General features: G+C 69.2%; 28 protein-coding genes. 19 read left to right on the forward strand and 9 right to left on the reverse strand.

Translation table 11 applies throughout. The features are described 5' to 3' along the window. Positions 1–816: 816 nt before the first annotated feature. Complete coding sequence (glmS, locus tag CAP38_RS10755; protein WP_086121419.1) at positions 817–2,691, reverse strand: glutamine--fructose-6-phosphate transaminase (isomerizing); 1,875 nt, start codon at positions 2,689–2,691, stop codon at positions 817–819. Positions 2,692–2,827: 136 nt separating this feature from the next. Between glmS and CAP38_RS10760 the strand changes: the two genes are divergently transcribed. Both CAP38_RS10760 and CAP38_RS10765 read left to right on the forward strand, forming a co-directional pair. Next, positions 2,828–3,313, forward strand: coding sequence for an Lrp/AsnC family transcriptional regulator (locus CAP38_RS10760; RefSeq protein WP_086121701.1), 486 nt, complete (start codon positions 2,828–2,830; stop codon positions 3,311–3,313). 177 nt (positions 3,314–3,490) lie between these two features. Continuing rightward, positions 3,491–4,198, forward strand: coding sequence for a DUF2726 domain-containing protein (locus CAP38_RS10765; RefSeq protein ID WP_179188526.1), 708 nt, complete (start codon positions 3,491–3,493; stop codon positions 4,196–4,198). Here CAP38_RS10765 and glmU read toward each other — a convergent pair whose 3' ends face one another. After that, entirely contained in the window at positions 4,199–5,593 is a 1,395-nt protein-coding gene (glmU, locus tag CAP38_RS10770) for a bifunctional UDP-N-acetylglucosamine diphosphorylase/glucosamine-1-phosphate N-acetyltransferase GlmU (RefSeq protein ID WP_086121421.1), read from the reverse strand. Between glmU and CAP38_RS10775 the strand changes: the two genes are divergently transcribed. Continuing rightward, positions 5,592–6,512, forward strand: coding sequence for a DUF6279 family lipoprotein (locus CAP38_RS10775; protein ID WP_179188527.1), 921 nt, complete (start codon positions 5,592–5,594; stop codon positions 6,510–6,512). The genes glmU and CAP38_RS10775 overlap by 2 nt on opposite strands. A gap of 9 nt (positions 6,513–6,521) precedes the next feature. Here CAP38_RS10775 and CAP38_RS10780 read toward each other — a convergent pair whose 3' ends face one another. The 4 genes from CAP38_RS10780 to CAP38_RS10795 form a co-directional block, all read right to left on the reverse strand. Beyond that, on the reverse strand, positions 6,522–7,769 hold the full coding sequence (locus CAP38_RS10780) for an SLC13 family permease (protein ID WP_086121423.1): 1,248 nt from the start codon (positions 7,767–7,769) through the stop codon (positions 6,522–6,524). 34 nt (positions 7,770–7,803) lie between these two features. Further along, on the reverse strand, positions 7,804–8,784 hold the full coding sequence (locus tag CAP38_RS10785) for an MBL fold metallo-hydrolase (protein ID WP_086121424.1): 981 nt from the start codon (positions 8,782–8,784) through the stop codon (positions 7,804–7,806). An 81-nt stretch (positions 8,785–8,865) separates the two neighbouring features. Continuing rightward, complete coding sequence (locus CAP38_RS10790) at positions 8,866–9,465, reverse strand: TetR/AcrR family transcriptional regulator (protein WP_086121702.1); 600 nt, start codon at positions 9,463–9,465, stop codon at positions 8,866–8,868. A 27-nt stretch (positions 9,466–9,492) separates the two neighbouring features. Then, on the reverse strand, positions 9,493–9,753 hold the full coding sequence (locus CAP38_RS10795; protein WP_179188528.1) for a DUF2917 domain-containing protein: 261 nt from the start codon (positions 9,751–9,753) through the stop codon (positions 9,493–9,495). A 135-nt stretch (positions 9,754–9,888) separates the two neighbouring features. Between CAP38_RS10795 and CAP38_RS10800 the strand changes: the two genes are divergently transcribed. The 3 genes from CAP38_RS10800 (at position 9,889) to CAP38_RS10810 (ending at position 12,407) form a co-directional block, all read left to right on the forward strand. Then, on the forward strand, positions 9,889–10,908 hold the full coding sequence (locus CAP38_RS10800; protein ID WP_086121426.1) for a LysR substrate-binding domain-containing protein: 1,020 nt from the start codon (positions 9,889–9,891) through the stop codon (positions 10,906–10,908). 67 nt (positions 10,909–10,975) lie between these two features. Next, positions 10,976–11,887 (forward strand): DMT family transporter, encoded by a 912-nt coding sequence (locus tag CAP38_RS10805; RefSeq protein ID WP_086121427.1) that lies wholly within the window; start codon positions 10,976–10,978, stop codon positions 11,885–11,887. Between the two features lie 256 nt (positions 11,888–12,143). Further along, the gene (locus CAP38_RS10810) at positions 12,144–12,407 is read left to right on the forward strand and encodes a hypothetical protein (RefSeq protein WP_086121428.1); all 264 of its coding nucleotides are present in this window, start codon (positions 12,144–12,146) and stop codon (positions 12,405–12,407) included. Between the two features lie 9 nt (positions 12,408–12,416). Here CAP38_RS10810 and CAP38_RS10815 read toward each other — a convergent pair whose 3' ends face one another. Further along, positions 12,417–13,037 (reverse strand): 5-formyltetrahydrofolate cyclo-ligase, encoded by a 621-nt coding sequence (locus CAP38_RS10815; protein WP_086121429.1) that lies wholly within the window; start codon positions 13,035–13,037, stop codon positions 12,417–12,419. A gap of 9 nt (positions 13,038–13,046) precedes the next feature. Here CAP38_RS10815 and CAP38_RS10820 point away from each other — a divergent pair, with 9 nt between their 5' ends. From CAP38_RS10820 to CAP38_RS10845, 6 genes are all read left to right on the forward strand, one after another. After that, positions 13,047–15,140: a lytic transglycosylase domain-containing protein gene (locus tag CAP38_RS10820; protein ID WP_179188529.1), complete on the forward strand. Its 2,094-nt coding sequence runs from the start codon at positions 13,047–13,049 to the stop codon at positions 15,138–15,140. Positions 15,141–15,152: 12 nt separating this feature from the next. Then, on the forward strand, positions 15,153–16,106 hold the full coding sequence (locus tag CAP38_RS10825; RefSeq protein ID WP_086121431.1) for a complex I NDUFA9 subunit family protein: 954 nt from the start codon (positions 15,153–15,155) through the stop codon (positions 16,104–16,106). Positions 16,107–16,248: 142 nt separating this feature from the next. Continuing rightward, positions 16,249–16,545 (forward strand): metal-sensitive transcriptional regulator, encoded by a 297-nt coding sequence (locus CAP38_RS10830; protein WP_256924426.1) that lies wholly within the window; start codon positions 16,249–16,251, stop codon positions 16,543–16,545. 56 nt (positions 16,546–16,601) lie between these two features. Further along, a complete protein-coding gene (locus tag CAP38_RS10835; RefSeq protein WP_086121433.1) occupies positions 16,602–17,294 on the forward strand; it encodes a glutathione S-transferase family protein in 693 nt (230 codons plus the stop codon). Positions 17,295–17,305: 11 nt separating this feature from the next. Beyond that, positions 17,306–18,559: a multifunctional CCA addition/repair protein gene (locus tag CAP38_RS10840; protein ID WP_086121434.1), complete on the forward strand. Its 1,254-nt coding sequence runs from the start codon at positions 17,306–17,308 to the stop codon at positions 18,557–18,559. Between the two features lie 29 nt (positions 18,560–18,588). Further along, positions 18,589–18,999, forward strand: coding sequence for a hypothetical protein (locus CAP38_RS10845; protein WP_086121435.1), 411 nt, complete (start codon positions 18,589–18,591; stop codon positions 18,997–18,999). Positions 19,000–19,004: 5 nt separating this feature from the next. On the opposite strand, the gene CAP38_RS10850 is transcribed toward CAP38_RS10845, so the two are convergent. Next, positions 19,005–19,199, reverse strand: coding sequence for a DUF2905 domain-containing protein (locus CAP38_RS10850; RefSeq protein ID WP_086121436.1), 195 nt, complete (start codon positions 19,197–19,199; stop codon positions 19,005–19,007). Positions 19,200–19,208: 9 nt separating this feature from the next. Next, positions 19,209–20,354, reverse strand: coding sequence for a class I SAM-dependent methyltransferase (locus tag CAP38_RS10855; RefSeq protein WP_086121437.1), 1,146 nt, complete (start codon positions 20,352–20,354; stop codon positions 19,209–19,211). Between CAP38_RS10855 and CAP38_RS10860 the strand changes: the two genes are divergently transcribed. The 7 genes from CAP38_RS10860 (at position 20,353) to CAP38_RS10885 (ending at position 25,394) form a co-directional block, all read left to right on the forward strand. Then, positions 20,353–21,171 carry an SDR family oxidoreductase gene (locus CAP38_RS10860; RefSeq protein WP_086121438.1) on the forward strand — a complete coding sequence of 273 codons (819 nt, stop codon included), beginning with the start codon at positions 20,353–20,355 and terminating at the stop codon, positions 21,169–21,171. The two genes, CAP38_RS10855 and CAP38_RS10860, sit on opposite strands and share 2 nt — an antisense overlap. Continuing rightward, positions 21,161–21,562 carry a dihydroneopterin aldolase gene (locus CAP38_RS10865; protein WP_086121439.1) on the forward strand — a complete coding sequence of 134 codons (402 nt, stop codon included), beginning with the start codon at positions 21,161–21,163 and terminating at the stop codon, positions 21,560–21,562. Before CAP38_RS10860 ends, CAP38_RS10865 begins: the two co-directional genes overlap by 11 nt. Beyond that, positions 21,559–21,945, forward strand: a complete 387-nt coding sequence (locus tag CAP38_RS10870) for a dihydroneopterin aldolase (protein WP_256924427.1) — start codon at positions 21,559–21,561, stop codon at positions 21,943–21,945. The genes CAP38_RS10865 and CAP38_RS10870 overlap by 4 nt, the downstream gene beginning before the upstream one ends. A 13-nt stretch (positions 21,946–21,958) precedes the next feature. Next, a complete protein-coding gene (ttcA, locus tag CAP38_RS10875) occupies positions 21,959–22,852 on the forward strand; it encodes a tRNA 2-thiocytidine(32) synthetase TtcA (RefSeq protein ID WP_086121440.1) in 894 nt (297 codons plus the stop codon). An 11-nt stretch (positions 22,853–22,863) separates the two neighbouring features. Further along, the gene (locus CAP38_RS15245) at positions 22,864–23,520 is read left to right on the forward strand and encodes a DUF4136 domain-containing protein (protein WP_143435815.1); all 657 of its coding nucleotides are present in this window, start codon (positions 22,864–22,866) and stop codon (positions 23,518–23,520) included. Between the two features lie 67 nt (positions 23,521–23,587). Further along, complete coding sequence (locus CAP38_RS10880; protein WP_179188530.1) at positions 23,588–24,226, forward strand: histidine phosphatase family protein; 639 nt, start codon at positions 23,588–23,590, stop codon at positions 24,224–24,226. Next, complete coding sequence (locus CAP38_RS10885; RefSeq protein WP_086121442.1) at positions 24,219–25,394, forward strand: DSD1 family PLP-dependent enzyme; 1,176 nt, start codon at positions 24,219–24,221, stop codon at positions 25,392–25,394. Before CAP38_RS10880 ends, CAP38_RS10885 begins: the two co-directional genes overlap by 8 nt.

The raw sequence follows: 25,394 nt of genomic DNA on the forward strand, positions 1-25,394 counted from the left end.
ACTATCTGCGCTTCACTGAATCTGGACTTCTTCATGTAGAGACTCCGTCTGGGGGAATTCTCTACCTCCGAGTGGTTCAGGTTTTCGAGGGGACTTCAAGGGCAACAACAGAGTCATCAGGCAAGACCCTCGAGGGCCATCCGGGCCGCCTTATCGAATTCTTGGGGATGGCCACCCTTGTCCAAGGAATCAGTCTGCCTGCTTCCTGCTCGCGCCTTTCCCTCACAGCAGAGCTGCTTTGAGAAGAGCCAACCGCCGGTATCCGTCTTCGATGAGATTCAGGTTGGATTCGATGATGTCGTTGAACAACTAAGCTGGGTCGGCTGCAGGCCTTCTTGACCTCTACGGAAGTACAGCCCAACCGAAGGGGCTGCTCCGGCGGCCGTCGTCTACTCGCCCCAGCATGGATCGCTTGAAAAGTAGCCGAACCTAAGATGAGCACATCGCCCAGTTGGGGTAGGTCCGAACGGCTGCTATCGCTGCAATAGAGCCATTGAAGAAAGGCAGATCCCTAGCGTAGGTTGTTCAAAGTGCCGTTGACCCTTGACCTGCCTGCTGCTGAGGAGCTAACGCCAAGACCCACGTACACGCTGTGCTTTGCATGGTCGACTTCCTTCCACTTGCCATGAATACCTACCCCCCGGATATCGGGGTGGCCGTTTAGGTAGAACAGGACGACCCTCCCCTGTTCTGCCACAGGCAGCGATGCGCGTCGAAGGAGATCAGTTTTCGACTTTATTGAGTAGTTTTCGACTTTATTTGGTAGTTTTCGACTTTATTTGGACAGAACAGACACCAGGACTGATCAGCGGGCCCTCACTCCACCGTCACGCTCTTGGCCAGATTCCTGGGCTTGTCCACATCGGTCCCCTTGGCCAGGGCCGTGTGGTAGGCCAGCAGCTGCAGCGGCACCACGTGCAGCAGCGGGCTGAGCGCACCGTAGTGCTCGGGCATGCGGATGACGTGGATGCCTTCGCCGCTGGCGATGCGGGTGTCGGCGTCGGCCAGCACATAGAGCACGCCGCCGCGCGCACGCACTTCCTGCATGTTGCTCTTGAGCTTTTCCAGCAGGGTGTCGTTGGGAGCGACCGTGACCACCGGCATGGCCGCCGTCACCAGCGCCAGGGGGCCGTGCTTGAGCTCGCCGGCCGGGTAGGCCTCGGCGTGGATGTAGCTGATCTCCTTGAGCTTGAGCGCGCCTTCCAGGGCAATGGGATAGTGCAGCCCCCTGCCCAGGAACAGGGCGTTGTCCATGCGGGCGAAGTCTTCGGCCCAGCTGATGACCTGCGGCTCCAGCGCCAGCACCGCCTGCAGGGCCAGCGGCAGGTGGCGCATGGCCTTGAGGTGTTCGGCCTCCTGCGCTTCGCTCAGGTGGCCCCGCACCTGGGCCAGGGCCAGCGTGAGCAGGAACAACGCAGCCAGCTGGGTGGTGAAGGCCTTGGTGGACGCCACGCCGATCTCCACACCGGCCCGGGTCACATAGGCCATGGCGCATTCGCGCACCATGGCCGAGGTGGCCACGTTGCAGATGGTCAGGGTGTGGTGCATGCCCAGACTGCGGGCATGGCGCAGGGCGGCCAGGGTGTCGGCGGTCTCGCCGCTCTGGCTGATGGTGACCACCAGGGTGCGCGGGTCGGGCACGCTGGTGCGGTACCGGTATTCGCTGGCCACCTCCACCTGGGTGGGGATGCGGGCGATCTCTTCCAGCCAGTACTTGGCCGCGCAGCCGCTGTAGTAGCTGGTGCCGCAGGCCAGGATCAGCACCCGGTCGATGCCCTGGAAGGTGCGGTGGGCCTGGTCACCGAACAGGTCGGCGCTGATGCCGCCGACGCCTTCGAGCGTGTCGGCGATGGCGCGCGGCTGCTCGAAGATCTCTTTCTGCATGTAGTGGCGGTAGGGGCCCAGATCGGCGGCGCCGCTGTGGGCCTGCACCGTGCGGACCGGGCGCTGCGCCGCGTCCAGCGATCGGCCCTGGGCGTCGAGCACCCAGTAGCGGCCCAGCTGCAGGTCGACACGGTCACCTTCCTCGAGGTAGACGATCTGATCGGTCACGCCGGCCAGGGCCATGGCGTCGCTGGCCAGGAAATGCTCTTTCGTGCCGGACTCGGTGTCCTGGCCCACACCCAGCACCAGCGGCGATCCGGCGCGGGCTCCCACCACCCGGTGCGGCTCGTCCTTGTGGAACACCGCCAGCGCGTAGGCGCCGTGCAGCTGTGCCACCGCCGCCTGCAGGGCGGCGAACACATCGCCGTCGTAGAGCGAGTCGATCAGGTGGGCGATCACCTCGGTGTCGGTCTGGCTCTCGAACACATAGCCCTTGGCCTGCAGGGCGGCGCGCAGTTCGTCGTGGTTCTCGATGATGCCGTTGTGCACCAGGGCCACGCGTCCGGCAGCGCCACTGGTGGAAGTCTGGCCGGGGCCGTGGCTGAAGTGCGGGTGGGCGTTGTGCACCGCCGGCACACCGTGGGTGGCCCAGCGGGTGTGCGCGATGCCGGTGCCGCTGGCGATGTGGTCGGTCTGCACCTGCTGGGTGAGCTCGGCCACCCGGGCGGTGCTGCGGGCACGCTGGAGCCCGTCGGCGTGCACGGCCACGCCGCAGGAGTCATAGCCCCGGTACTCGAGCCGCTGCAGCCCTTGCACCAGAACCGGAACGATGTTGCGCCGGGAGACGCCTGCCACGATGCCGCACATGAAACACCCCTGATGGACTTGGATGGCGGAATGCTACGCACCACAACAAGAAATGAAATGGCGATATCTGAAACTTTATGAACAATAATTTCATCCTGCTCCATGAATGAAATGATTGACCATGAAGATCGTTGAAATGGAATCTGATTCCATCGATGAAGCCGATCGCCGCCTGCTGGAACTGCTGCAGGAAGACGCCGGCCGCAGCAACCAGGACCTGGCCGCTGCCGCACATCTCTCGGCCCCCACCAGCCTGCGCCGGGTGCGGCGACTGCACCAGCTCGGACTGATCGAGCGGGTGGTGGCCATCCTCCAGCCGGAACGGCTGGCGGCCTTGCTGGGCCATGGCCTGACCGCCATCGTGGAAGTGACGCTGGACCGCCAGGGCGCCGACCTGCAGGACGCCTTCGAAGCCCGCGTGGCGCCCGACCCGGCGGTCCAGCAGTGCTACCGGGTCAGCCCCGGCCCGGACTTCATCCTGGTGGTGCACTGCGCCGACATGCCCGCCTACCTGGCGCTGGCGCAACGGCTGTTCACCAGCGACGCCAACGTGCGCAACGTCAAGGCGTTCTTCAGCACGCGCCGCGCCAAGTTCGCTCCGCAGTTGCCCATCCGCCGCTGATCGCCGGGTGCATACCGTTGGCTCACCCTACCCCCCAGGGTTTGATACAAACCGCACAACGTCGGCGTTTAGTTAGGTCGTTTGCATTGCAGGCACGACACAACCTGTAACAGTTTTCCTAGAATCGCCCCTCAACGACAAAAGCCCGCCTCAGGGCTTCAGGAGGCCTTGATGGACATGATGTGGACCGGAATCGGCATCGCGGCGGTGCTGCTGGTTCTGTGCGGCTGGCTCTATGTGCGGTACTTCCGCCAGGGCGATCAGGGCCGGGACGATCGCTACAGCCCCGAGCGCGTGCTCTCGGTGGAACAGGTCGCCATGCTGGACTACCTGCAGGACACCTTCCCGGGCCACGTGGTGCTGCCCCAGGTGCCGCTCAAGCACATGCTCTCGGTGCGCCGGGCCGGCAACAAGGAGCGGGCCCAGGAACGGCTGGAAGGCCAGAGCGCCGACTTCGTGGTGTGCGGCGTGGATGGCAAGCCCAGCTTTGCCTTCGACGTGGAGCAGTACCACCTGAGCAATGCCGAGGCGCGGGCCGAGAAGGTGCGCGAGAAGAACCGCATCCTGCGCACCGCCGGCGTGCGTTTCGTGCTGCTCAAGAACGGCATCCACCGCATGCCGTCACCGGCGGATTTCCGGGCCCAGCTCAACCTGGCCGAGCTGCCCAAGCCCAAGCAGCCGGTCAAGACCGAGAACGAGCGCGACAGCGTGATGCGCGAGCTGGAAAGCCAGCTCTCCGGCTTCGACCACCAGTACGGGAACACCGGCTTCCGCGAGTCGGAAATCATGGGGCTGTCCAACCTCATGGGGCTGGACGATGAACTGGCGCCGCGCCGTTCGCGCTCCCGCCCCGGCCAGGCGCCGGGCAACGGCCAGCCGCGCTGATCAGCGCTTGGCCTTCACCGGGCGCTGCCAGCCGGCAATCGTCACCGGCTTGCCCCGGGCGACCGAGAGGGCACCCGCCGGCGTGTCCTTGGTGATGGTGGAGCCCGCACCCACGGTGCCACCTGCGCCAATGGTGACCGGCGCCACCAGCACACAGTTGCTGCCCACGTGCACATCGGCCTCGATCACGGTGCGGTGCTTGTTGGCACCGTCGTAGTTGGCGGTGATGCTGCCGGCCCCGTAATTCACGCGTTCGCCCACGGTGGCGTCGCCCAGGTAGGCCAGGTGGTTGGCCTTGGCACCGGCGGCCAGCGTGCTGTTCTTGACCTCCACGAAGTTGCCGATGTGCACCTCTGGGCCCAGGTCGGCCCCGGGACGCAGCCGCGCGAACGGCCCCACGAGTGCGCCGGCACCCACACGCACACCGGCCTTCTCGCCGTCGATGTGGGTGAACGGGTGGATCACGGCGCCAGCCCCGATGCGGGCGTTGGCGATCACGCAGTTCGCGCCGATGCGCACGCCCTCGCCGAGCTCGACCCGGCCTTCGAAGACGCAGTTGACGTCGATCTCGACGTCCTGTGCGCAGACCAGCTCGCCGCGCACATCCAGCCGGGCCGGATCGGCCAGTCGCACGCCCTGGACCATGAGGGCCTGGGCATGGCGCAGCTGGTACGCCCGCTCCAGTTCAGCCAGCTGCTGCGGGCTGTTCACGCCGGCCACCTGCACCGCGTCCGAGATGCGGTGGGCCACCACGCTCAGCCCGTCGGCCACGGCGAACTTCACCACGTCGGTCAGGTAGTACTCGGCCTGGGCATTGCGGTTGTCCAGCCTGGCCAGCCAGCCGCGCAGCAGCCGGGTGGGCACGGCCATGATGCCGCTGTAGATCTCGCCGATGGCGCGCTGGGCCTCGGTGGCGTCCTTGTGCTCGACGATGGCCTGCACATCGCCCGAAGCGGTCCGCACGATGCGGCCGTAGCCGGTGGGGTCGGGCAGGTCGAGCGTGAGCAGCGCCAGGCGCTCGCCGCCGCAGGCCTGCAGCAGGGCCTGCAGCGTGTCGGGCTGGGTCAGGGGCACGTCGCCGGAGAGCACCAGGGTCACACCGTCGTCCGGCAGCACCGGGGCCGCCTGCTGCACCGCGTGACCGGTGCCCAGCTGCGGCTCCTGGCGCACGAAGCGCAAGGGCGTGGCGGGTGGGGCGCTCAGGCCAGCCTCGACCGCCTCGGCCCCGTGACCGGTGATGACCACCACGCTGCGGGCCGATAACCGCGCGGCGCAGTCGATCACATGCTGGGCCAGCGCACGCCCGGCCAGTCGGTGCAACACTTTGGGCCGGCTGCTCTTCATGCGGGTGCCCTTGCCCGCTGCCATCACCACCACATCCAACGCTGCGCTCATGTCTGTCCTTCGTGCTGCCGACCCGCCGACGCTGCCCCAGGCCGGCGGTGGAATGCGCCGGATTATGGCGCGCCACCTGGGGCGTCTGGCCGTGCTCGGCGCCGCGCTGGTGCTGGCCGGCTGCACCGCCTTGCGGGTGGTCTACCACCAGGCGCCCAGCCTGAGCTACTGGTGGATCGATGGCTACGCCGATCTCGACAGCCGCCAGACTGCCCAGGTCCGGGCCGACCTGGACGCGTTCTTTGCGTGGCACCGCAGCGAGGAACTGCCGCGTCTGGCCGAGCTGCTGCGCGACTGGCAACGGCTGGCCCCGAACGACATCACGGCCGATCAGGTGTGCGTGCAGTTCGACCGGGTGCGCGGCAGCCTGGAACGCGCAGCGGGCGAGGCGGCCGCTCCGATGAGCCGTCTGGCCCTCACCCTCTCGCCGGCCCAGATGGAGCACCTGGCGCGCCAGCAGGCCAAGAGCAACCGCGAGTTCGAGGACGACTTCATCAAGCCGCCGCCGGCCAAGGTGCTTGACCGCCGCACCGAGCGTGCGCAGGACCGCATCGAGACCTTCTATGGCCGACTCAGCGATGCGCAGCGCCAGCTGCTGCGCCAGCAGCTGGCGGCCTCGCCCTTCGACGCGCCCCGCACCCAGCAGGAGCGGCTGGCGCGGCAGGCCGACCTGCAGCAGACCATCCGGCAGGCCCAGGCCGATCCGGCCTCGGCGCGCCAGCGGGTCGTGGCACACATGAACCGGTTCACCGATTCGCCCACGCCGGGCTACAACGACTACCTGCAGGCGTCCATCCAGCATGGCTGCCGGCAGATCGCGCTGATCCACAACAGCACCACGGCGCAGCAGCGCCAGCGGGCGGTGACGACGCTCAAGCAGTACGAGTCGGACCTGCGCACCCTGTCCAGCCCGGGTTGAGGCGCCGCCTCAACGCATCGCGATCCAGACCAGTCCGAGCGAGAGCAGCGTGACCGGCACGCCGATGCGCGCATGTTCGCGCCAGCCGATGTGCACCCCCTGCTGGCGCGCCAGGTCGGCCACGATCAGGTTGGCGATCGATCCCACCAGCAGCAGGTTGCCGGCGAAGGTGGTCACCAGGGCCAGCTGCACACCGGCGGTGGACCCATGGTCCTGCAGATGCGGCAGCAGCAGCATCACTGCCGGCACATTCGACACCATGTTCGAGAGCACCACGCCGGCCACCATCAGCGTGCCGGGCTCGTGCAGGACCACGCCACGGGCCGCCATCCACTGCACCGCATCGGCCGCCAGCCCGGTGGCCTCGAAGGCATGGTTGACCACGAACAGCCCCATGAACAGCACCAGCAGCGACCAGTCGACCAGCCCGATGACTTCCGACGAGGCCAGCTTGCGGCTGAGCAGCAGCAGGGCCGCGCCCACCAGGGCCAGCACGGCATGCGGTGCATCGGTGAACAGGAACAGCACCATCAGCACGCCCACCACCGTGAGACCCTTGGTGGTCTGCCAGGCGTCGAACGGCGGGTCGTCGGCCACGGCCAGCACCGGCGGCGCGGGCGCATCGCGACCGGACGCGGCAGGACCCCAGGCCAGCCACACCCAGAGCACCACCAGGCCACCCGCCACCGGCGCCAGGGCGCGGGCGGCGTAATCGGCAAAGTGCAGCGACAGCACCGAGCCGATCAGCATGTTCTGCGGATTGCCGATCAGCGTGGCGGCCGAGCCGATGTTGGCCGCGCAGGCCAGCCCCACCAGGAACGGCACGGGTGGCAGGCCGCGCTGCAGGCACAGGCGCAGCACCACCGGGGTCATGGCCAGACAGATCACGTCGTTGGAGAACACCGCCGAGAGCACGCCGGCCACCACGATCAGCGCGGCCAGCAGGGCCGGCCGGGACAGCGGCAGCGCCCCCACCTTGAGCGTGACCGCCGCGTAGAACCCGCCCAGGCGCATCTGGGCCGAGATCACCATGAACGCAAACAGCAACAGCAGCGTCGTGACGTCCAGCGCCGAGGCGGCCTCGTTCACCGTCATGCCGGTGATCGCCATCATGGCGATGGCCCCCAGCAGGGCCACGCCGGTTCGGTCGAGCCTGAGCCGGGGCAGGCCGCCCAGGAACATGCCCAGGTACACCACACCGAAGACGGTGACGACAGCCCAGTCGGTCAGGGCATGGTGGATCGGCGGTGGATTCATGGACCCCGCATGGTAGCGGGGCCGCCGCCGACGTTCAGGCCTGCAGCGAAGCCCACATCTCCCGGTCGCGCTCGGCGGTCCAGATGCGGGGATGCTTGATGCCGCGCGCCTCGTCGTAAGCACGGCTCACGTCGAACGGCAGGCAGTGCTCGTAGATGAACACATGGCCGAACACCGGATCCATCTTCTGGCGGGTGTGGGCCATGGCGGCCTTGAGGTCCATGCCGGCGGCCGCGGCTTCGCGGGCCGCCTGGAACAGCGTGGTGACCCAGCGGGCGGTGTAGTCCAGTGCCTTGTTGACGTTGGCGTTGCCCTTCATGGCCTCGCCACGACCGGGCACGATGGCCTCGGCGCCCAGGGCGCGCAGGGCTTCCAGCGTGGCCGGCCATTCCTCGAGCTGGGCGTCGCCGGTGTAGACACCGGCCTCGAACTCGACCAGGTCGCCGCTGAACAGCACCTTCTCGGACCCGACCCAGGCGATGGTGTCGCCCTTGGTGTGGCCGGCGCCGGGATGCCAGATCTCGACCTTCACGCCGCCCAGATCGAGCGTGAGGCTGCCCTGGCGGCCGGGGGTGCCGTCGCCGATCACCAGGGTGGGCCAGGTCAGGCCGGGCACCGTGTCGGCACCCCGGAACAGGCGCGGAAACCGCTCCATCTCGCTCTGCATGTCCTGTGCACCCCGTTCCACGATCAGGTCGTGGGTGCCGCGGCTGGCGATGATCTCGGTCGCGCCCTCGGCCCGGAAGGCGCTGGCACCGAGCACGCGCACCGCGTGGTAGTGGGTCAGCAGCACGTACTTGATCGGCTTGTCGCTGACCTGTCGGATGCGGCGGATCAGGTCCTGCGCCATGGCGGGCGTGGCGGTGGCGTCGCTCACCAGGATGCAATCGTCACCGATGATCACGCCGGAATTCGGATCGCCTTCGGCCGTGTAGGCCCAGCAATGGGCGCTGAGCTGTTCGAAGGTGATGTTCTTGTCCTGCAGGTCGGCCTGGGACGCAAAGGCTTTGCTCATGGGGGTCTCCTGGGTGGAAGCCGAAATTTTACCTAAACGAAATGTGTTTCGTATGGGTAAATCACAGGCCGCAAAGGGCGATCAGCCGGCCAAGCCCCGGTCGAGCACCGCCACCACCTCGTCGGCAAAGCCGGCATAGCTCATGGCCCCCCCGGGGCGCAGCCAGGTGAAGGTCCAGTTGATCATGCCGAACAGCATCATGGTCAGTGCCGTCTGGTTGGCCGGCGTCACCCGCTCCGGATAGGCCCGGCGGATGAAGCGGGTGAAGGCCGCCACCACGTCGCGCTGGCGGTTGAGGATGAGTTCGCGCTGCACATCACCCAGGAACTTGGTGTCCGAGACCAGGGCCACATGGCGCGTGGCCGAGGTTTCGTACTCGGCCAGGAAGACCCGCACCAGGGCATGCAGGGCCGCCCGCTCGCTGAGGTTCTGGCGCTGGGCATGGGCCTCGGCCTCGCCGATGAGGGCCAGCAGCCGCTGGGTGTAGCGGTCCAGCAGGTCGAACAGGATGGCTTCCTTGCTCTCGTAGTAGTGGTAGAGCCGCGCCTTGCTGGTGCCGCAGGCGGCAGCGATGTCGTTCATGCTGGCCGCCGGGAAGCTGCGGTGGGCAAAGCACTGCGCGGCCAGATTCAGGATCTCGTCGCGCTTGAGGTCGTGGGTGGGTGACTTGGGCCGGGCCATGCGGGGCATTCTGCCAGCGGCCCCGGGTCAGACCGCGCCGAAACCGAACCGCAGGGGCCCGCCTTCCGGTTGCCACGGCTCCACCACCACATGCGCCCCGGCCGGCACTTCCAGCGCCTCGCCGGCGGCCACGATGCGGTCGCAGCCGTCGCCCCAGGTGACCCAGGCCCGGCCCTCGCGCACCGCCAGCCGGCTGGGCTGGACAGCCCGCAGGCTGGCCGCGGCGCCCGACCCGAGCTGCCACAGCGGACCGGGAACCGAAGATTCTTGAATGGCATGAATGGACATGATGCACTCCTGTGTGCGGGCAAAACGCCCGTGGTTGCTGCGTGCTTGAATGCTCGGCCAAGGGCGGGCTGTGGTCCAATGAAAAGGCATTTGCCGATTGATCGCTTTCCGGCATCAAACCCGTCATCCACCACCATGTCGCCCACCAGCCGTACCCGCCCCCTGGCCGTGGGCCACCTGCGCGCTTTCGAGGCCGTGGCCCGCCTGCTCAACTTCCGCGCGGCGGCCGACGAGCTCTCGCTCACCCAGAGCGCGGTGAGCCGCCAGATACAGGCCCTGGAGGACGAGCTCGGCACCCCGCTGTTCCTGCGCCACACCCGCTCGGTGCAGCTCACCGGGGCCGGCGCCCAGCTGCTGCGGGCGGTCGATCCCGCGCTCGACCGGCTGGACAGCGCGGTGCGCCAGATCCGCCAGGGGGCAGGCCGGCGCAGCGTGGCCATCACCACCTGGGCATCCTTTGCCTCGATGTGGCTCATACCGCGCCTGGAGGATTTCCAGCGGGAACACTCGGACATCGACATCCGCATCGATGCCACCGACAGCACCGTCGACCTGGCCACCGCCGACGTCGATCTGGCACTGCGTTACGGCGTGCCCGGGAACGCGCCGCCCCACGCCGTGCGGCTGTTCGGCGAACAGCTCACGCCGGTGGCCAGCCCCTGGCTGCTGCAGAGCCACCCCATCCACACGCCGGCCGATCTGGAGGGTGTCGCCCTGATCGAGGCCGGGGATGCGCACCGCTCCCGGCACCTTGAATGGCTCACCTGGCAACGCTGGCTCGACACCTTCGGCCAGACCGTACCGCCCCGACGCGCTGCCGGAGGCCGGCGCACCGCACCGGTCCGGCTGCAGCCCCAGCGCTGGCTGTACTTCAACTATGCCCACCAGATCGTGCAGGCGGCCCTCACCGGCCAGGGCGTGGCCATGGCCCGCCTGCCCCTGGTGGCCGAGAGCCTGGCCAGTGGCGCCCTGGTGGAGCCGCTGCCGTCCTGCCGCATGGACTCGCCGCTGGCCTACTGGCTGGTGACCGGCCCGCAGCGCACGCGCCGGCCCGAGGTGCAGGCCTTCTGCGACTGGCTGCAGCAGCAGGCGGCCGCCACCCGGCAGGCCATCGGCGACGCACCCGACCCCGACACGGTGGACCGCATCGACTGACGCGCACCGGACCCGGCCCATGCCCCAGGCGGGTGCACACTCACCGGCTTTTTCTCCCGCCGCCGCCATGTCCCCCAGCCGCTCTTCCAGCAACCTGCGCAGCATCGTCGCCATGCTGGTGGCCGTGGGCTTCTTCGCGCTCATGGATGCGGTGCTCAAGACGCTGGCAGCGCGTTACCCGGTGATGCAGATCGCCGCCCTGCGGGGCCTGACCTGCCTGCCGCTGGTGCTGCTGTGGATCACCTGGAACGGCGCCTGGCGGCGCGTGAAGCCGGCACGCTGGTCGCTGCACCTGCTGCGCGGCGCCTTGAGTGTGGCCATGCTGTCGCTGTTCACGCTGGGGGTGCGCGATCTGCCGCTGTCGGCCGCCTACACCCTGTTCTTCGTGGCGCCGCTGCTGATAACCGTGCTGTCGGTGCCGGTGCTGGGCGAGCGCGTGCCCTGGGTGCACTGGGTTGCCGTGGCGGTCGGTTTTGCCGGCGTGCTGGTGGCGCTCAAGCCCAGCGGGCAGGACCTGCAGGCCGGCCTGGTCACGGCCGGCGGCCTGGCGGTGCTGGGCGCTGCGTTGTGCTACGCGGTCTCGGCCGTGGTGGGCCGCCTGGCCAGCCGCACCGACAGCAGCGAGGGCATGGTGCTGTGGATGACGCTGCTGCTGTCGGTGGCCGCCACCACCCTGGCAGCGCCCCACTGGAAACCCGTCGCCACAGCGGATCTGCCGCTGCTGCTGGCCCTGGCCCTCACCGGCTTCGGTGGCCAGCTCGCCATCACCGAGGCCTTCCGCCACGGTCAGGCGTCCGCCGTGGCGCCGTTCGAGTACAGCGCGCTGGCCTGGGGCGTGATGCTGGACTGGTTCATCTGGCAGGCCCTGCCCGAAGCCCACACCTGGCTGGGCGCGGCCATCATCATCGGCAGCGGCCTGTGGCTGGTCCGGCACGAACAGCGCATCACCGAGGCGCACGCCAACCCGGACCGGGTGTGACCGCCGATCGACCGCCCGGATCGTCGGAGAGCGGGGGGGCACCCAACCGGATCATCCACTCTGACCACAGCCCGCCATGATTTCAGCATCGACACGACCCCGGCCCCAGCGCAGCCGCTCTGCCCCGGCCACGATGAGACACACCGGAAGCCCCGGGACATGGGCCCTCAAGGGGTGTCGCCCGACCCGCCAGGGACCCCGCCTTTCGCCGCGTGTCGCGCCGGTCGATGCCCGACTGATCCCGCGCGAAGAACGGATGCTGCCAACCCGCGCCCTGCTCAGACTGCTGGACGAGACGCACCACATCGGCCTGACGGCAGAGTCCTATGCCGAGGGCCTTGATGAAGCCAGTTCAGCCAGGCTCATTCAGTTCCCACGGGAAATCTGCGCGCTGTCCCGCCGCTTGTCCCGTCTGGCCAGCCAGCTGCCACTCCACGCGCCGGGCACCTACCTGCACGGCAGGATCACGGCGGCGATGGCAGAGGCCCGGCGGGTGATCGACTCCGCATCGACCTCCTGACCGGACGGCTCAGCGCACCGGCCAGGCCACGCCGGTGTCGCACAGGATGGCGTCCAGCGGCTGGTCGTGGGGTTCGGGCTCCAGATCGGGCAGGTAGCCGAATTCATAGCCCAGGCCCACGGTGAAGGGCTTGGGCTGCAGGGCGGCCAGGGTGCGGTCGTAGAAGCCGCCGCCGTAGCCCAGCCGGTAGCCGCCGGCGCCATACCCCACACACGGCACAAAGATCAGCGTGGGCACCACCACCTCGGTGTCCTTGGGTTTGGGGATGCCGTAGGCATCTTCTTCCATGGGGCAGCCGGGATACCAGGTGTGGAAGGTGAGCGTCTTGTCCACCTTGTTGACCACCGGCAGGCCGATGCGGCGCTGGCGTGCAGCGCTGGCGGCGTCCTCTTCCAGACCGGCTTCCTGCCAGCGGAACAGCGCGGGCAGCGGGTCGAACTCGCCCTTGATGGGCCAGTAGGCCCCGATGACGGTGTCCGGACGGTGGATCAGCCAGACGCGCATCACCCGCTGCAGCAGGTCGTTGCGCCAGGCCCGGTCGGCCAGGTTCTGGCGCTTCTCGACCAGCGCCTTGCGCCAGGCCATCTTGGCTGCGGCCGAAGGGGAACTCTCGGGGGGTTTGGTATCCATAATCGGGCGATGTCTTTCGTGATTCCATCGATCTCGGCCGGGGCATGGCGCCGGCCCATTATGGCGGGGCTGCTGGCCGCTGCCCTGGGCCCCTGTGCCCTGCTGGCCCAGGCCCCTGCGGCGGCCCCCGGCGATGCCACCCTGCTGGAGATGCGCGACGCGTTCCGCCTGGGCCGCACCGTGCAGCTCGGCCAGTCACTGCCCAAGGCCCAGGGCCATGTGCTGGAACCCCTGGCGCGCTACTGGGAGATGCGCGCCCGGCTGGAATCGGCGCCGGCGGCCGAGATCCGTGCCGCCCTGGACGCCATGGCCGGCACCTACTGGGAAGACCGCCTGCGCAACGACTGGCTGCTGGTGCTGGGCCGGCAACGCAACTGGGCCGACTTCGAGACCGAGCGCCCGCGCTTCCGCATGAACGACGACCGCCAGGTGCGCTGCTACGGCCTGATGCTCGACGCCGTGGCGGGCCGCATGGAGCCGACCCAGGCCGCAGCCCGGGTGCAGACCGAATGGCTGGCGCAGAAAGACCAGGACACCGGCTGCGCCACCGCCGCCGAAGCGCTGCTGCAGAGCGGCCACCTCGACCCGAAGGCGGTGTGGATGCGGGCCCGGCTGATGATGGAGACCGGCAAGACCCGGGCCGCCAGCCAGGCGGTTGCGCTGCTCAACCCGGAATGGGCCGCCCGGCTGGACGCGATCGCTGCCGAGCCGCAGCGCTACCTGGACGGCAAGCTCACCGCATTCCGCACCCAGACCAAGGAACTGGTCACGCTGGCCATCATCCGGCTGGCCAGCAACGACCCGGCCGCCGCTGCCGCCGAGGTGGACCACCTGCGCTGGCGCACCCAGCTCACGCGGGACGAGCGCGACTGGTTGTGGGGTGTCATCGGCAAGCGGGCCACCCAGAAGTTCATGCCGCAGGCGGTGGACTACTTCGCGCGGGGCAGCGACCGGGGCATGGCCGACGACCACCTGGCCTGGAAGGCGCGGGCCGGGCTGCGCACCGGCCGTTGGTCGATGGTGCGCGAGGCCGTGGACGCCATGGGGCCGGCCCAGCAGTCCGACCCGGCCTGGATCTACTGGAAGGCGCGTGCCCTGCTGGCCCAGGCCGGCCTGGAATCGGCCGCCGGCGTGCCCGATCCGGCCACGGCACCACCGGCCGGGACGGCCGTGGTCGGGGCGTCGGCGGCGCCCGAGGTGCTGCAGGCGCGGCAGCTGCTGGCCGGCATCGCATCGCCGCACGGCTTCTACGAACAGCTGGCGCTGGAAGCGCTGGGCCTCAAGGTCAGCCTGCCGCCACCACCACCGCCGCCCACGGCCGCCGAACTGGCCGACATCGCGCGCGACGCCGGCATCCGCCGCGCGCTGGCCGCGTTCCGGCTGGGGCTGCGCAGCGAGGCCTCGCGCGAATGGAACTACAGCATCGCCCTGCACACGCCGGGCGGCATGACCGAACGCGAGCTGCTGGCTGCCGCCACGCTGGCCTGCCGCGAGCAGCTCTGGGACCGCTGCATCCACACCAGTTCCCGCAACCGGTCGCAGATCGACATGTCGCTGCGCTACCCCACCCCGTTCCGCGACGCGGTGCTGGGCCGCACCCGCGAGATCGGGCTGGAGCCGGCCTATGTGTATGGCCTGATCCGCCAGGAGAGCCGCTTCGTCACCGATGCACGCTCCGGCGTGGGGGCCTCGGGGCTGATGCAGGTGATGCCGGCCACCGCCCGCTGGACCGCGCGGCGCATCGGCCTGAGCGACTTCCGGCCGGCCCAGATCAACGAGCGCGACACCAACATCCAGATCGGCACCGCCTACCTGAAGTTCGCGCTGGACGACTTCGAAGGCTCCATGCCGCTGGCCGCGGCAGCCTACAACGCCGGCCCCGGCCGCGCACGCGCCTGGCGCGAAGGCCCGACACTGCCCGGCGACCAGTGGGCCGAGACCATCCCCTTCGAAGAAACCCGCGACTACGTCAAGCGGGTGCTGGCCAACACCACGCTGTACGCCGCGCTGCTCAGCGGCCAGCCGCAGTCGCTGCGGCAGCGGCTGGGCACCGTGGGGCCGCGCAGCGCGTCGGCCCCTCCCCCCAACACCGATCTCCCCTGAAACCTGCCCGTCATGAAAAAAGTCCTGATCACCGGGGGCACCGGCTTTGTCGGTCGCCATGTCTGCGAAAAACTGCACCGCCTGGGCTGGCACATCACCGTGCCCACGCGCCGCATGAGCAAGGCGGCAGCCGTGCAGCACCTGCCGCGTGTGACCGTGCTGCAGGCCGACGTGCACCGCACCGAGGACCTGCTGCGCCTGCTGCCGGGCCATGACGCGGTGGTGCATCTGGTGGCCATCCTGCATGGCACCGAGGCCGCGTTCGAACAGACGCATGTGACCCTGCCGCGGCAGCTGGCAGCGGCCATGAACGCCAGCGGCGTGCGCCGGCTGGTGCATGTGAGCGCCCTGGGCGTGTCCGAGAGCGGACCGTCGCGCTACCAGCGCAGCAAGGCGCGCGGCGAGGCCGTGCTGCAGGAAGCCGGCCTCGACCTGACCGTGCTGCGGCCCAGCGTCATTTATGGCCAGGGCGACCGCTTCCTCAACCTGTTTGCCCAGATGCAGTCGGTGCTGCCCTTGGTGCCGCTGGCCAGCGCCGGCGCCCGTTTTCAGCCGGTCTGGGTGGAAGACGTGGCCGAGGCCGTGGCGGCATCGCTGGACCCGGCGCGGTACGGCCGCAACAGCATCGGCCAGACCTACGATGCAGCCGGCCCCGATGTGCTCACCCTGGCGCAGCTGGTGCAGCTGGCCGGTCGCATCGGCAGCCGGCAGCGGCCGGTGATCCCGCTGCCCGCCTTCGTGGGCAACATCCAGGCCCGTCTGATGGAGCTGGCGCCCGGCGAGCCGCTCATGAGCCGCGACAACCTGGCTGCCATGACGGTGGACAACGTGGCCGACGGCCGCCTGCCGGGCCTGCAGGCACTGGGCATCGCACCGGCGCCCATCGAGGCGGTGGCGCCCCGCTATCTGGGCCACCGGGGTGGGCGGGACGCCCTGCTGGCTTACCGCCGCCAGCCGCCCCGCTGAAACAGGAGCGGCGGGGTGCCATACCCCACGCGGAACCCTACCGCCAGTCGCCTGATTAATCACTTCGGCTTACAAGACGGGATTTTTTGGCACACTCCCCGCGGGTATTGAGTGAATACCTTCTACCTAAAGGGCAATGACCATGTCGCTTCCTTCCATCAAACCCGGCACCCCCCACCTCACCGAAGCCCAACGCGACGTCATCAACCGGCTCAAGCGCATCGACGGCCAGGTCGGCGGCCTCATCCAGATGATCCTGGAAGGCCGCAGCTGCGAAGAGGTGGCGCAGCAGATGGCGGCCGTGCGCAAGGCCATGGACAAGGCCTTCTACCGCATGATGGCCTGCGACATGCTCGAGGCGATTGCCAGCACGGTGGCCGAGTCGTCGGCCGTGCGCGATGTGGAACGCTCCACCCGCATCCTCGAAAAATACGCCTGATCCGCAGCCGGCCTGCGTGCCCCTAACATCGGGACCTCACTCACGAGGTTCCCGCCATGGCACTGCAGCTCTACATCGGCAACAAGAATTACTCCTCCTGGTCCATGCGGCCCTGGGTGATGCTCCGGCAGGCGGGCATCCCCTTCGAGGAGATCATGGTCCGGTTCGATTCCTTCGACGCCGGCTCCACTTTCAAGCAACAGCTCAAGGCGATCAGCCCGGTGGGCAAGGTGCCGGTGCTGGTCGACGACGGCTTTGCCGTCTGGGACACCCTGGCGATTGCCGAGTACGCCGCCGAGCGTTTCCCCGACCGCCAGCTCTGGCCCGCCGATGCCCGCGCCCGCGCCCGGGCCCGCAGCGTCTGTGCCGAGATGCACAGCGGCTTTGCCGCCCTGCGCAGCGCCTGTCCCATGAACATCGAAGCCTCCTTGCCCGACGTGGGCCGGCTGATCTGGCGCGACCAGCCGGGCGTGCGGACCGACCTGGCCCGGCTGTGCGGCCTGTGGGGTGAATTGCTCGCCGCCCAGCCGGCAGGCTCGCTGCTGTTCGGTCAATTCACCATCGCAGACGCCTACTTTGCCCCGGTCTGCATGCGCATCCGGACCTATGGGCTGCCGGTGCCCGCCGACATCCAGGCCTATGTGGACCGGGTGGCAGCCCTGCCCGGCGTGAAAGCGTGGATCGACGACGCCCTGGCCGAGGCCGACTTCCTGGATTTCGAGGAGCCCTATCGGCTGGGGCGCAGCTGATCGGACCGGCGATGCAGGTCTATCTGGTCGGCGGCGCCGTGCGGGATGCACTGATGGCGCGTTCCACCGGGGCGGCATCCCCCAGCGACCGCGACTGGGTGGTGGTGGGCGCCACACCCCAGGCGTTGAGCGATGCCGGCTTCCTGCCGGTGGGACGCGACTTCCCGGTCTTCCTGCATCCGCAGACGCGCGAGGAATACGCCCTGGCCCGCACCGAGCGCAAGACCGCACCGGGCTACCACGGCTTTGCCTTCCACGCCGACCCCGGCGTGACGCTGGAGGACGACCTGGCCCGGCGCGACCTGACCATCAATGCCATGGCGGTGCCCCAGGCCGATGCCGACGATCCCGCCCGGGGCCGGCTGGTCGACCCCTATGGCGGGGCACAGGACCTGCACGACCGCGTGCTGCGCCATGTCACCCCGGCCTTTGCCGAAGACCCGGTCCGCATCCTGCGCCTGGCCCGTTTCGCCGCCCGGTTCCCCGACTTTTCGGTGGCCCCGGAAACGCGGGACCTGATGCAGCGGATGGTGGAAGACGGCGAGGTGGACCACCTGGTGCCGGAGCGGGTGTGGCAGGAGATCGCCCGCGGCCTGATGGAACAGCGACCCAGCCGCATGCTGACCGTGCTGCGCGAATGCGGGGCGCTGGCGCGCCTGCTGCCCGAGGTGGACCGGCTGTGGGGCGTGCCGCAACGCGCCGAACACCACCCCGAGGTGGACACCGGCGTGCACCTGATGATGGTGCTGGACATGGCCGCACGCCTGCAGGCCCCGCTGCCGGTGCGCTATGCCTGCCTGGGACACGATCTGGGCAAAGGCACCACACCACCGGCCGAATGGCCACGCCACATCGGCCACGAGGCGCGCAGCGCACGCCTGCTCAAGGGCATCGGAGAACGTCTGCGAGTGCCCAGTGCCTGCCAGGAACTGGCCGACGTGGTGGCCCGGGAACACGGGCACATCCACGGCAGCGGGCTGTTGTCGCCGGCGGCCACGCTGCGGCTGCTCGAACGCTGCGACGCCATCCGCAAGCCGGACCGGTTTGCGCAGGTCCTGCTGGCCTGTGAATGCGATGCCCGCGGGCGGCTTGGCCATGAAGATCGCGACTATCCCCAGGCCCGCCGGCTGCATGACGCCCTGCAGGCGGTGCTGGCGGTGGACACCTCGGTCATTGCCTCGGCCGCCATGGCCGCCGGGCTCAGCGGCCCGCACATAGGCGAGCGGATCCATCAGGCACGCGTGGACGCCCTGCAGGGCCTGTGAGACCATGGGCGGCTCGATCAGGAGGCCGCATGCCGCACCGCAATCTGCTCAACCGACCGCTGGCCGACGGCATCCGTCGACTCGGTTTTCGCAAGTGGTACGAGCGTGAACTGCTCTCCAGCCATGCGCACATGACGCTGGCCATCCTGGCGGCGGTTGCCATGCTGGCCAGCTTCGAGGCCTTCCAGGGTGGCAGCCTGGCCGACAAGCTGATGGATATGGTGTTCGTGGTGGTGAGCGGCGCGATCGCGCTGTGGTCGCTGCGGCGCTACCTGTTCCTGCTGATGCACGCCGAAGAGGTGGCGAACCAGGCGAACTGCGCCAACTGCAAGGCCTACGGCCAGCTGCGGGTGCAGGACGAGCCCGGCCACCGCCGCCCGGAGCTGGTGCCGGTGTGCTGCAAACGCTGCGGTTTTCGCTGGACGCTGCGGGACGACTGAGCGCGTCAGATCAGGTAGCCGATCAGGCTGGCCACGAAGCTGAGCAGCACGGTCGAGGCGAACGGCAGGAACCACTCACGCCCGAAGGCCCGGAAGCGCAGGTCGCCCGGCAGCCGGCCCAGCCCCATCTTCTGCAGCAGCGGCGTGGCCCAGCTGATCAGCAGCAGCGCCAGGAAGATCACGAGCATCCAGCGGATCATGGATCGTCCTCAGAGTCGGTGGGTGCGGTCGCCGCTGGCGAACCCGACCGGCACCCAGCCCTGCGCCGATGCCGCCGGTGCCAGGGCGATCACCTTGAACAGCTCGCCCATTTCGTGTTCGAGCACCAGCTTCAGCATCAGGGCGTTCTCGCGCGGGCCGGCGTCACGGGCCAGATCGAGCAGGCCGGCATTGAGCAGGAAGCGCCCCTGGCTGGTGTAGCCCAGCACCGACAGGCCGGCGTCCTGCGCTGCCAGGGCCACGCCCGTGAAGTTGACATGGGCGGTGATGTCCTTCTGCCCGGGGTCGGCCAGCGGATCGCTGTCGCTGCGGTGGGCCTGGTGGCACATCAGCGTGCCCATGTGGCGCTGCGGGTGGTAGTACTCGGCCTCCGGAAAACCGTAGTCGATCAGGAAGGCCACACCGCGTTCGAGCCGGTCGGCCAGGGTGCGCACGAAGGCTTCGGCCTGGGGATGGATCTCGGTCAGGTAGTCGTGCGGACCCTCGATGGCGGGCGGCGGGCGGGCATCGGTGGGGCAGTCGGCCCAGACCAGCTGGCCGTCGGCATCCAGCTCCACACCGCGCTCGGACCACACGCCGCGCTGGCGGTGCAGCAGGCGCACCGGCATGGCGTCGAGCACCTCGTTGCCGACCACCACGCCCGCCATGCGGGCCGGCAACTCGCTCACCCAGCGCACCCGGCCGGCATGGGCCGACAGGGTGGCGGCCTGGCGCTCGCGCAGGCTGCCCGACAGATCGACGATGGTGTAACGCCGGGGCGCGCAACCGGCTGCTTCCAGGGCATCGAGCAGCTGCAAGGCCAGCGCGCCGGAGCCGGCCCCGAATTCCCACACCTCGTCGGTGCCCGTGGCCTGAAGCGCCTGCTGCACCTGCCGCGCCAGGGTCTGCCCGAACAGGGGCGTGAGCTCGGGCGCGGTGACGAAGTCGCTGCCGGACTGCGGCAGGTGCCCGAACTTGGGGGCGGTGTTGGCGTAATAGCCCAGCCCGGGTTCGTACAGGGCGATGGCCATGTAGCGGTCGAACGGCAGCCAGCCACCGGCCTCGCCGATGGCCTGGCGCAGGCGCGCCAGCAGGGCGGTCGTTACACTGGAGGGTTCGTTCACGGCAGCGGGTGGCACCCGCCGATTGTCCCCCATGAATCCCCCTCTTCCCGGCGCCGGACAACCCGGCGCGGTCCTGATCACCGGCGGCTCGCTGCGCCTGGGTGCCGAGCTGGTGCGTGCGTTTGCGCAAGCCGGCTGGCAGGTGTGGTGCCACTACAGCCGGTCGGCCGATGCGGCATCGGCCCTGGCGGCCGAGCTCCGGCAGGCCGGCGCGCGGGTCGACACGGTCCGCGCCGACCTGGCTGATGGCGCCCAGATCGAGGCCATGATGGCCCACATCGAGGCCACCGGCGGGCCGCTGCGCGCGGTGGTGAACAACGCGTCCACCTTCGAGCCGGACACCGGCATCGACTTCGACCCGGCCATGGCGCGGCTGCAGCTGGAGGTGAACCTGATCGCGCCGCTGCTGCTCGGCCGCGAGCTCGCCCGCATGCAGCAGCGCCATGCCCTGCCCGACGCCTGTGTGCTGCACGTGCTGGACCAGAAGGTGCACAACCTCAACCGCGACTACTTCTCGTACACCGTGTCCAAGCTGGCACTGGAGCGGTCGGTGGCGCTGCAGGCCCAGGCGCTGGCGCCGGGCGTGCGCGTCAACGCCGTGGCACCGGGCCTGATGTACCTGAGCGGTCCGCAACAGCCCGAGAACTTCGAACGCGCCAGCCGCGTCAATCTGCTGCGCCGACCCACCGACCCGGCCCAGGTGGCGCAGACCTGCGTGTTCCTGGCCAGCCATACCGGCATCACCGGCACCACGGTGAACGTGGACAGCGGCCAGCACCTGGTGCCCCTGGAGCGCGACGTGATGTTCGTGGTGGAAGAACTGATGCAGGAGAAACCCCTTGACCGCTGACCTCAATGCCCTGCTGCTGAACTGCCGCAAGCTGTTCCTGCGCCGCCACGAGGTGATGGTGCAGATCGGCATCCACGACTTCGAGAAGACCGCGCCGCAGCGCCTGTGGATCGATGTCGAGCTGTACGTGCCGCTGGCGCAGTCCACCCCCAAGGGCGACCGCATCGACGAGGTGGTGGACTACGACTTCGTGCGCGAGGTGGTGGCGCAGCGCATCGCGCAGGGTCACATCGGCCTGCAGGAAACGCTGGTGGACGAGCTGGTCGATCGGCTGCTGCAGAACCCGGGCGTGGCCGCCGTGCGGCTGTCCACCTGCAAGCCCGACGTCTACCCCGACTGCGAGGCGGTGGGGGTGGAGGTGTTCCGGATCCGGTCGCAGGAGGCGGCATGAACCCCATGTCATCGGGCACACACGCGGGCACCCAGATCCTCACGCTCACCGGGCTGCGCTTCAACGCCAACCTCGGCATCCTGGACCACGAGAAGCTCAGCCCCCAGCCGATCCAGGTGGACGCCGAGCTGAATCAGGGCACCCAGCCCCTGCTGCCGCACGACGACGACATCACCCATGTGCTGGACTACCGCAAGGTGCGGCAGATCATCATCGACGAGTGCACCGCCGAACATGTGAACCTGCTGGAGAGCCTGATCGGCAAGCTGGCCCGCCGGCTCATGCAGCTGCCCGGCGTGATCGGCGTGCGGGTGAAGATCGCCAAGCTGGAGATCTTCGACGACTGCGAGGTCGCCATCCGCATGGAAAGCGGACAGTGGTGAAAGGAACCACCCCATGAACGAACAACTGGAAAACCACAAGCTCGAAAAACGCCTGTGCCGCGAGGTCGGCCGCGCCATCACCGACTACAACATGATCGGCGAAGGCGACCGCGTCATGGTCTGCCTCTCGGGCGGCAAGGACAGCTACGGCATGCTCGACATCCTGCTCAAGCTGCAGCAGCGCGCACCCGTCAACTTCGAGCTGATCGCGGTCAACCTCGACCAGAAGCAGCCCGGCTTTCCCGAGCACGTGCTGCCCGAATACCTGTCGAACCTGGGTGTGAAGTTCCACATCGAGAACCAGGACACCTACTCCATCGTCAAGCGCGTCATCCCCGAGGGCAAGACGCTGTGCAGCCTGTGCAGCCGCCTGCGACGGGGCATCCTGTACCGGGTGGCCGACGAGCTGGGCTGCAACCGCATCGCCCTGGGCCACCACCGCGACGACATCCTGCAGACCCTGCTGCTCAACATGTTCTTCGGCGCCAAGCTCAAGGGCATGCCGCCCAAGCTGGTGAGCGACGACGGCCGCCATGTGGTGATCCGTCCCATGGCCTATGTGGCCGAGAAGGACCTGATCCGCTGGGCCGAGATCCGGCAGTTCCCCATCATCCCCTGCACCCTGTGCGGCAGCCAGGAAAACCTGCAACGCAAGCAGGTGGGCAACCTGCTGCGCGAATGGGACGCGCGTTTCCCGGGCCGGCTGGAGAACATGTTCAACTCGCTGCAGAACGTGGTGCCCAGCCACCTGATGGACCGCCAGCTGTTCCCGTTCGACACGCTGGAAGCCACCGGCGTGCCCGACCCCGACGGCGACAAGGCGTTCGACACCGAAATGCCCGCACCCGCTGGCGGTGCGGGGAACCTGGCGCCGGCCCGACCGGTCATACCCATCGCTGCCGACTGAGCCGACTGCCCATGACCCTCCGCTCCTTCTCTTCCGGCCTGCGCCGCCTGGGCGCCGTGGTGCTGCTGGGCGCCACGGTCGCCCTGGGCGGGTGCGCCAGCGTGATGCTGGTGGACAACGAGGTGCAGAGCCATCCCCGGTGGAGCGAACGCGGCAACGGCATTCCGCAGGCCCCCCAGGTGTTCCGCTTCGAGCGCACGCCCTCGCAGGAGGGCGGACGCGCCGGCGCCAGCCAGGACATGCTGGAACGGCTGACCACACAGTCGCTGGCCCGCGCCGGCTGGACGCCGGCCGCCGGCAACGTGCGGGCTCCCTGGGCGGTGGAGGTCAGTGCCATCGTGGTGCAGCTGCCCCGTGCGCCCTGGGAAAGCCCGTACGACAGTTTTCATGGTCCGTTCGGACCGAGATGGGTCCATCCCTACGGGCCGGGCTACGGGTTCCATGGCCCGGTCTTTCCCCGGCTGGAAACGCCCTACTACCAGCGCCGGGTGACGGTGCTGGTGCGCAACGCCGCGAACGGGCAGGTGGTGTTCGAATCCAGTGCCGCCCACGACGGCCGCTGGAACGGCACGGAAGCGCTCTGGCAGGCCATGCTGGATGCCGCCCTGCAGGGTTTCCCGAGCGCCCCTGAAGGCCGGCGCCGGGTGGACATCGAAGTGCCCCGCTGACCGCCACCGGCGGACCGCAGCCGCTACAGTTCGGCGACCGGCGCCCCGCCGCGCCGAGGAGACCCCATTGGAAGCCACCCGCATCCTGGCCGTGCGCCACGGAGAGACCGCCTGGAACCGCCTGACCCGCATCCAGGGGCACACCGACATCGAACTCAACGAACACGGTCGCTGGCAGGCCGAGCGGCTGGCCGATGCCTTGCGCGAGGAACCGCTGGCGGCCATCTATGCCAGCGATCTCAAGCGCGCCCGCGCCACCGCCGAGGCGGTGGCCCATCAGCGGGACATGCCGGTGCACATCCACATGGGTCTGCGTGAGCGGGGCTTTGGCCGGTTCGAGGGCCACACCTGGGACGAACTGGAGCTGCGCTTTCCGGCCGAGACGCTGGCCTGGCGCAAGCGCATGCCCGACTTCGCCCCGCCGGGTGGCGAGACCTTGCTGCAGCTGCGCGAGCGGGTGCTGGCGGCCGTGGACGACCTGGCTGCCCGCCACCCGGGCGAACAGGTGCTGATGGTGGTGCACGGGGGCGTGCTGGACGTGCTCTACCGCGCCGCCACCCGGCTGGAACTGCAGGCCCCGCGCAGCTGGGCACTGCCCAACACCGCCGTCAACCGGCTGCTGTGGTCCCCCGAGGGCCTGGGCCTGGTGGGCTGGGCCGATGTGCGCCACCTGCAGACCGACAGCCTGGACGAGCAGCATGTCTGAGGCGGCCCGTGAGCAGCGCCTGCGCCGGGTGCGGGCGCTGGTCGGCCGGGGCGTGGATGCCATCGACACCCCGGCCCTGGTGGTCGATCTCGATGCCATGGAGCGCAACCTGCAGCGCATGGCCGACTTTGCCGCCGGGCATGGCCTGCGCCTGCGACCCCACGCCAAGATGCACAAGTGCGCCGCACTGGCCCGGCTGCAGATGGCCCACGGCGCGGTGGGCGTGTGCGTGCAGAAGACCGACGAAGCCCTGGCCCTGGCCGAGGGCGGCGTGAGCGACATCTACATCAGCAACCAGGTGGTGGACCCGGCCAAGCTGCAGCGGCTGGCGCAGGCGGTGCAAAGCAGGCCGGACGTGCGCTGGGCCGTGGCGGTGGACAGCGCCACCGGCATCGAGCGCCTGGCCACCGCCCTGACCGTGGCGGGCGTGCAGGCGCCGGGCCGCTTCGACGTGTTCGTGGAGATCGACGCCGGCCAGAACCGCTGCGGCGTGGAACCCGGCGACGCCGCCGCTGCACTGGCGGTGCAGGTGCTGGCGCGGCCGGTGCTGCGGTTCGCCGGCCTGCAGGCGTACCACGGGCGTGCCCAGCACATCCGCGACGCCACCGGCCGCGCGGCGGCCATCGACCTCGCGGCCCGGGCGGTGCGGACCACCACCGAAGCCCTGAACCGGCTGGGCATCCAGGTGCCGCTGGTGACCGGTGCCGGCAGCGGCAGCTTCGCGCTGGAGGCCGGCAGCGGCCTGTGGGGCGAGATCCAGCCCGGCTCCTACCTGTTCATGGACGCCGACTACGCCGCCAATGAGGCACTGCCGGGCGCGCCGGTATTCGAGCACGCACTGTTCGTGAAGTCCCAGGTGATGAGCCGAAGCCCCGACCGGGCGGTGGTGGATGCCGGCCACAAGAGCCACGCCATCGACAGCGGTCTGCCCCGGGTGGCACAACCGCCGGGGCTGGACTTTGCCAACAGCGGCGACGAACACGGCATCCTGCGCCCGGCATCCCCGGACGGCACCCTGCCCGAACTGGGCGAGACGGTCTGGCTGATCCCCGGCCATTGCGACCCCACGGTGAACCTGCACGACGTGATGGTCGGCGTGCGCGGCGGCCTGCAGCAGGGCCGGGTGGAACGGGTGTTCGAGGTGGATGCCCGGGGCGCCCTGGGCTGA

Source organism: Hydrogenophaga sp. IBVHS2, assembly GCF_002127215.1.
Classification (GTDB): Bacteria; Pseudomonadota; Gammaproteobacteria; order Burkholderiales; family Burkholderiaceae_C; genus Hydrogenophaga.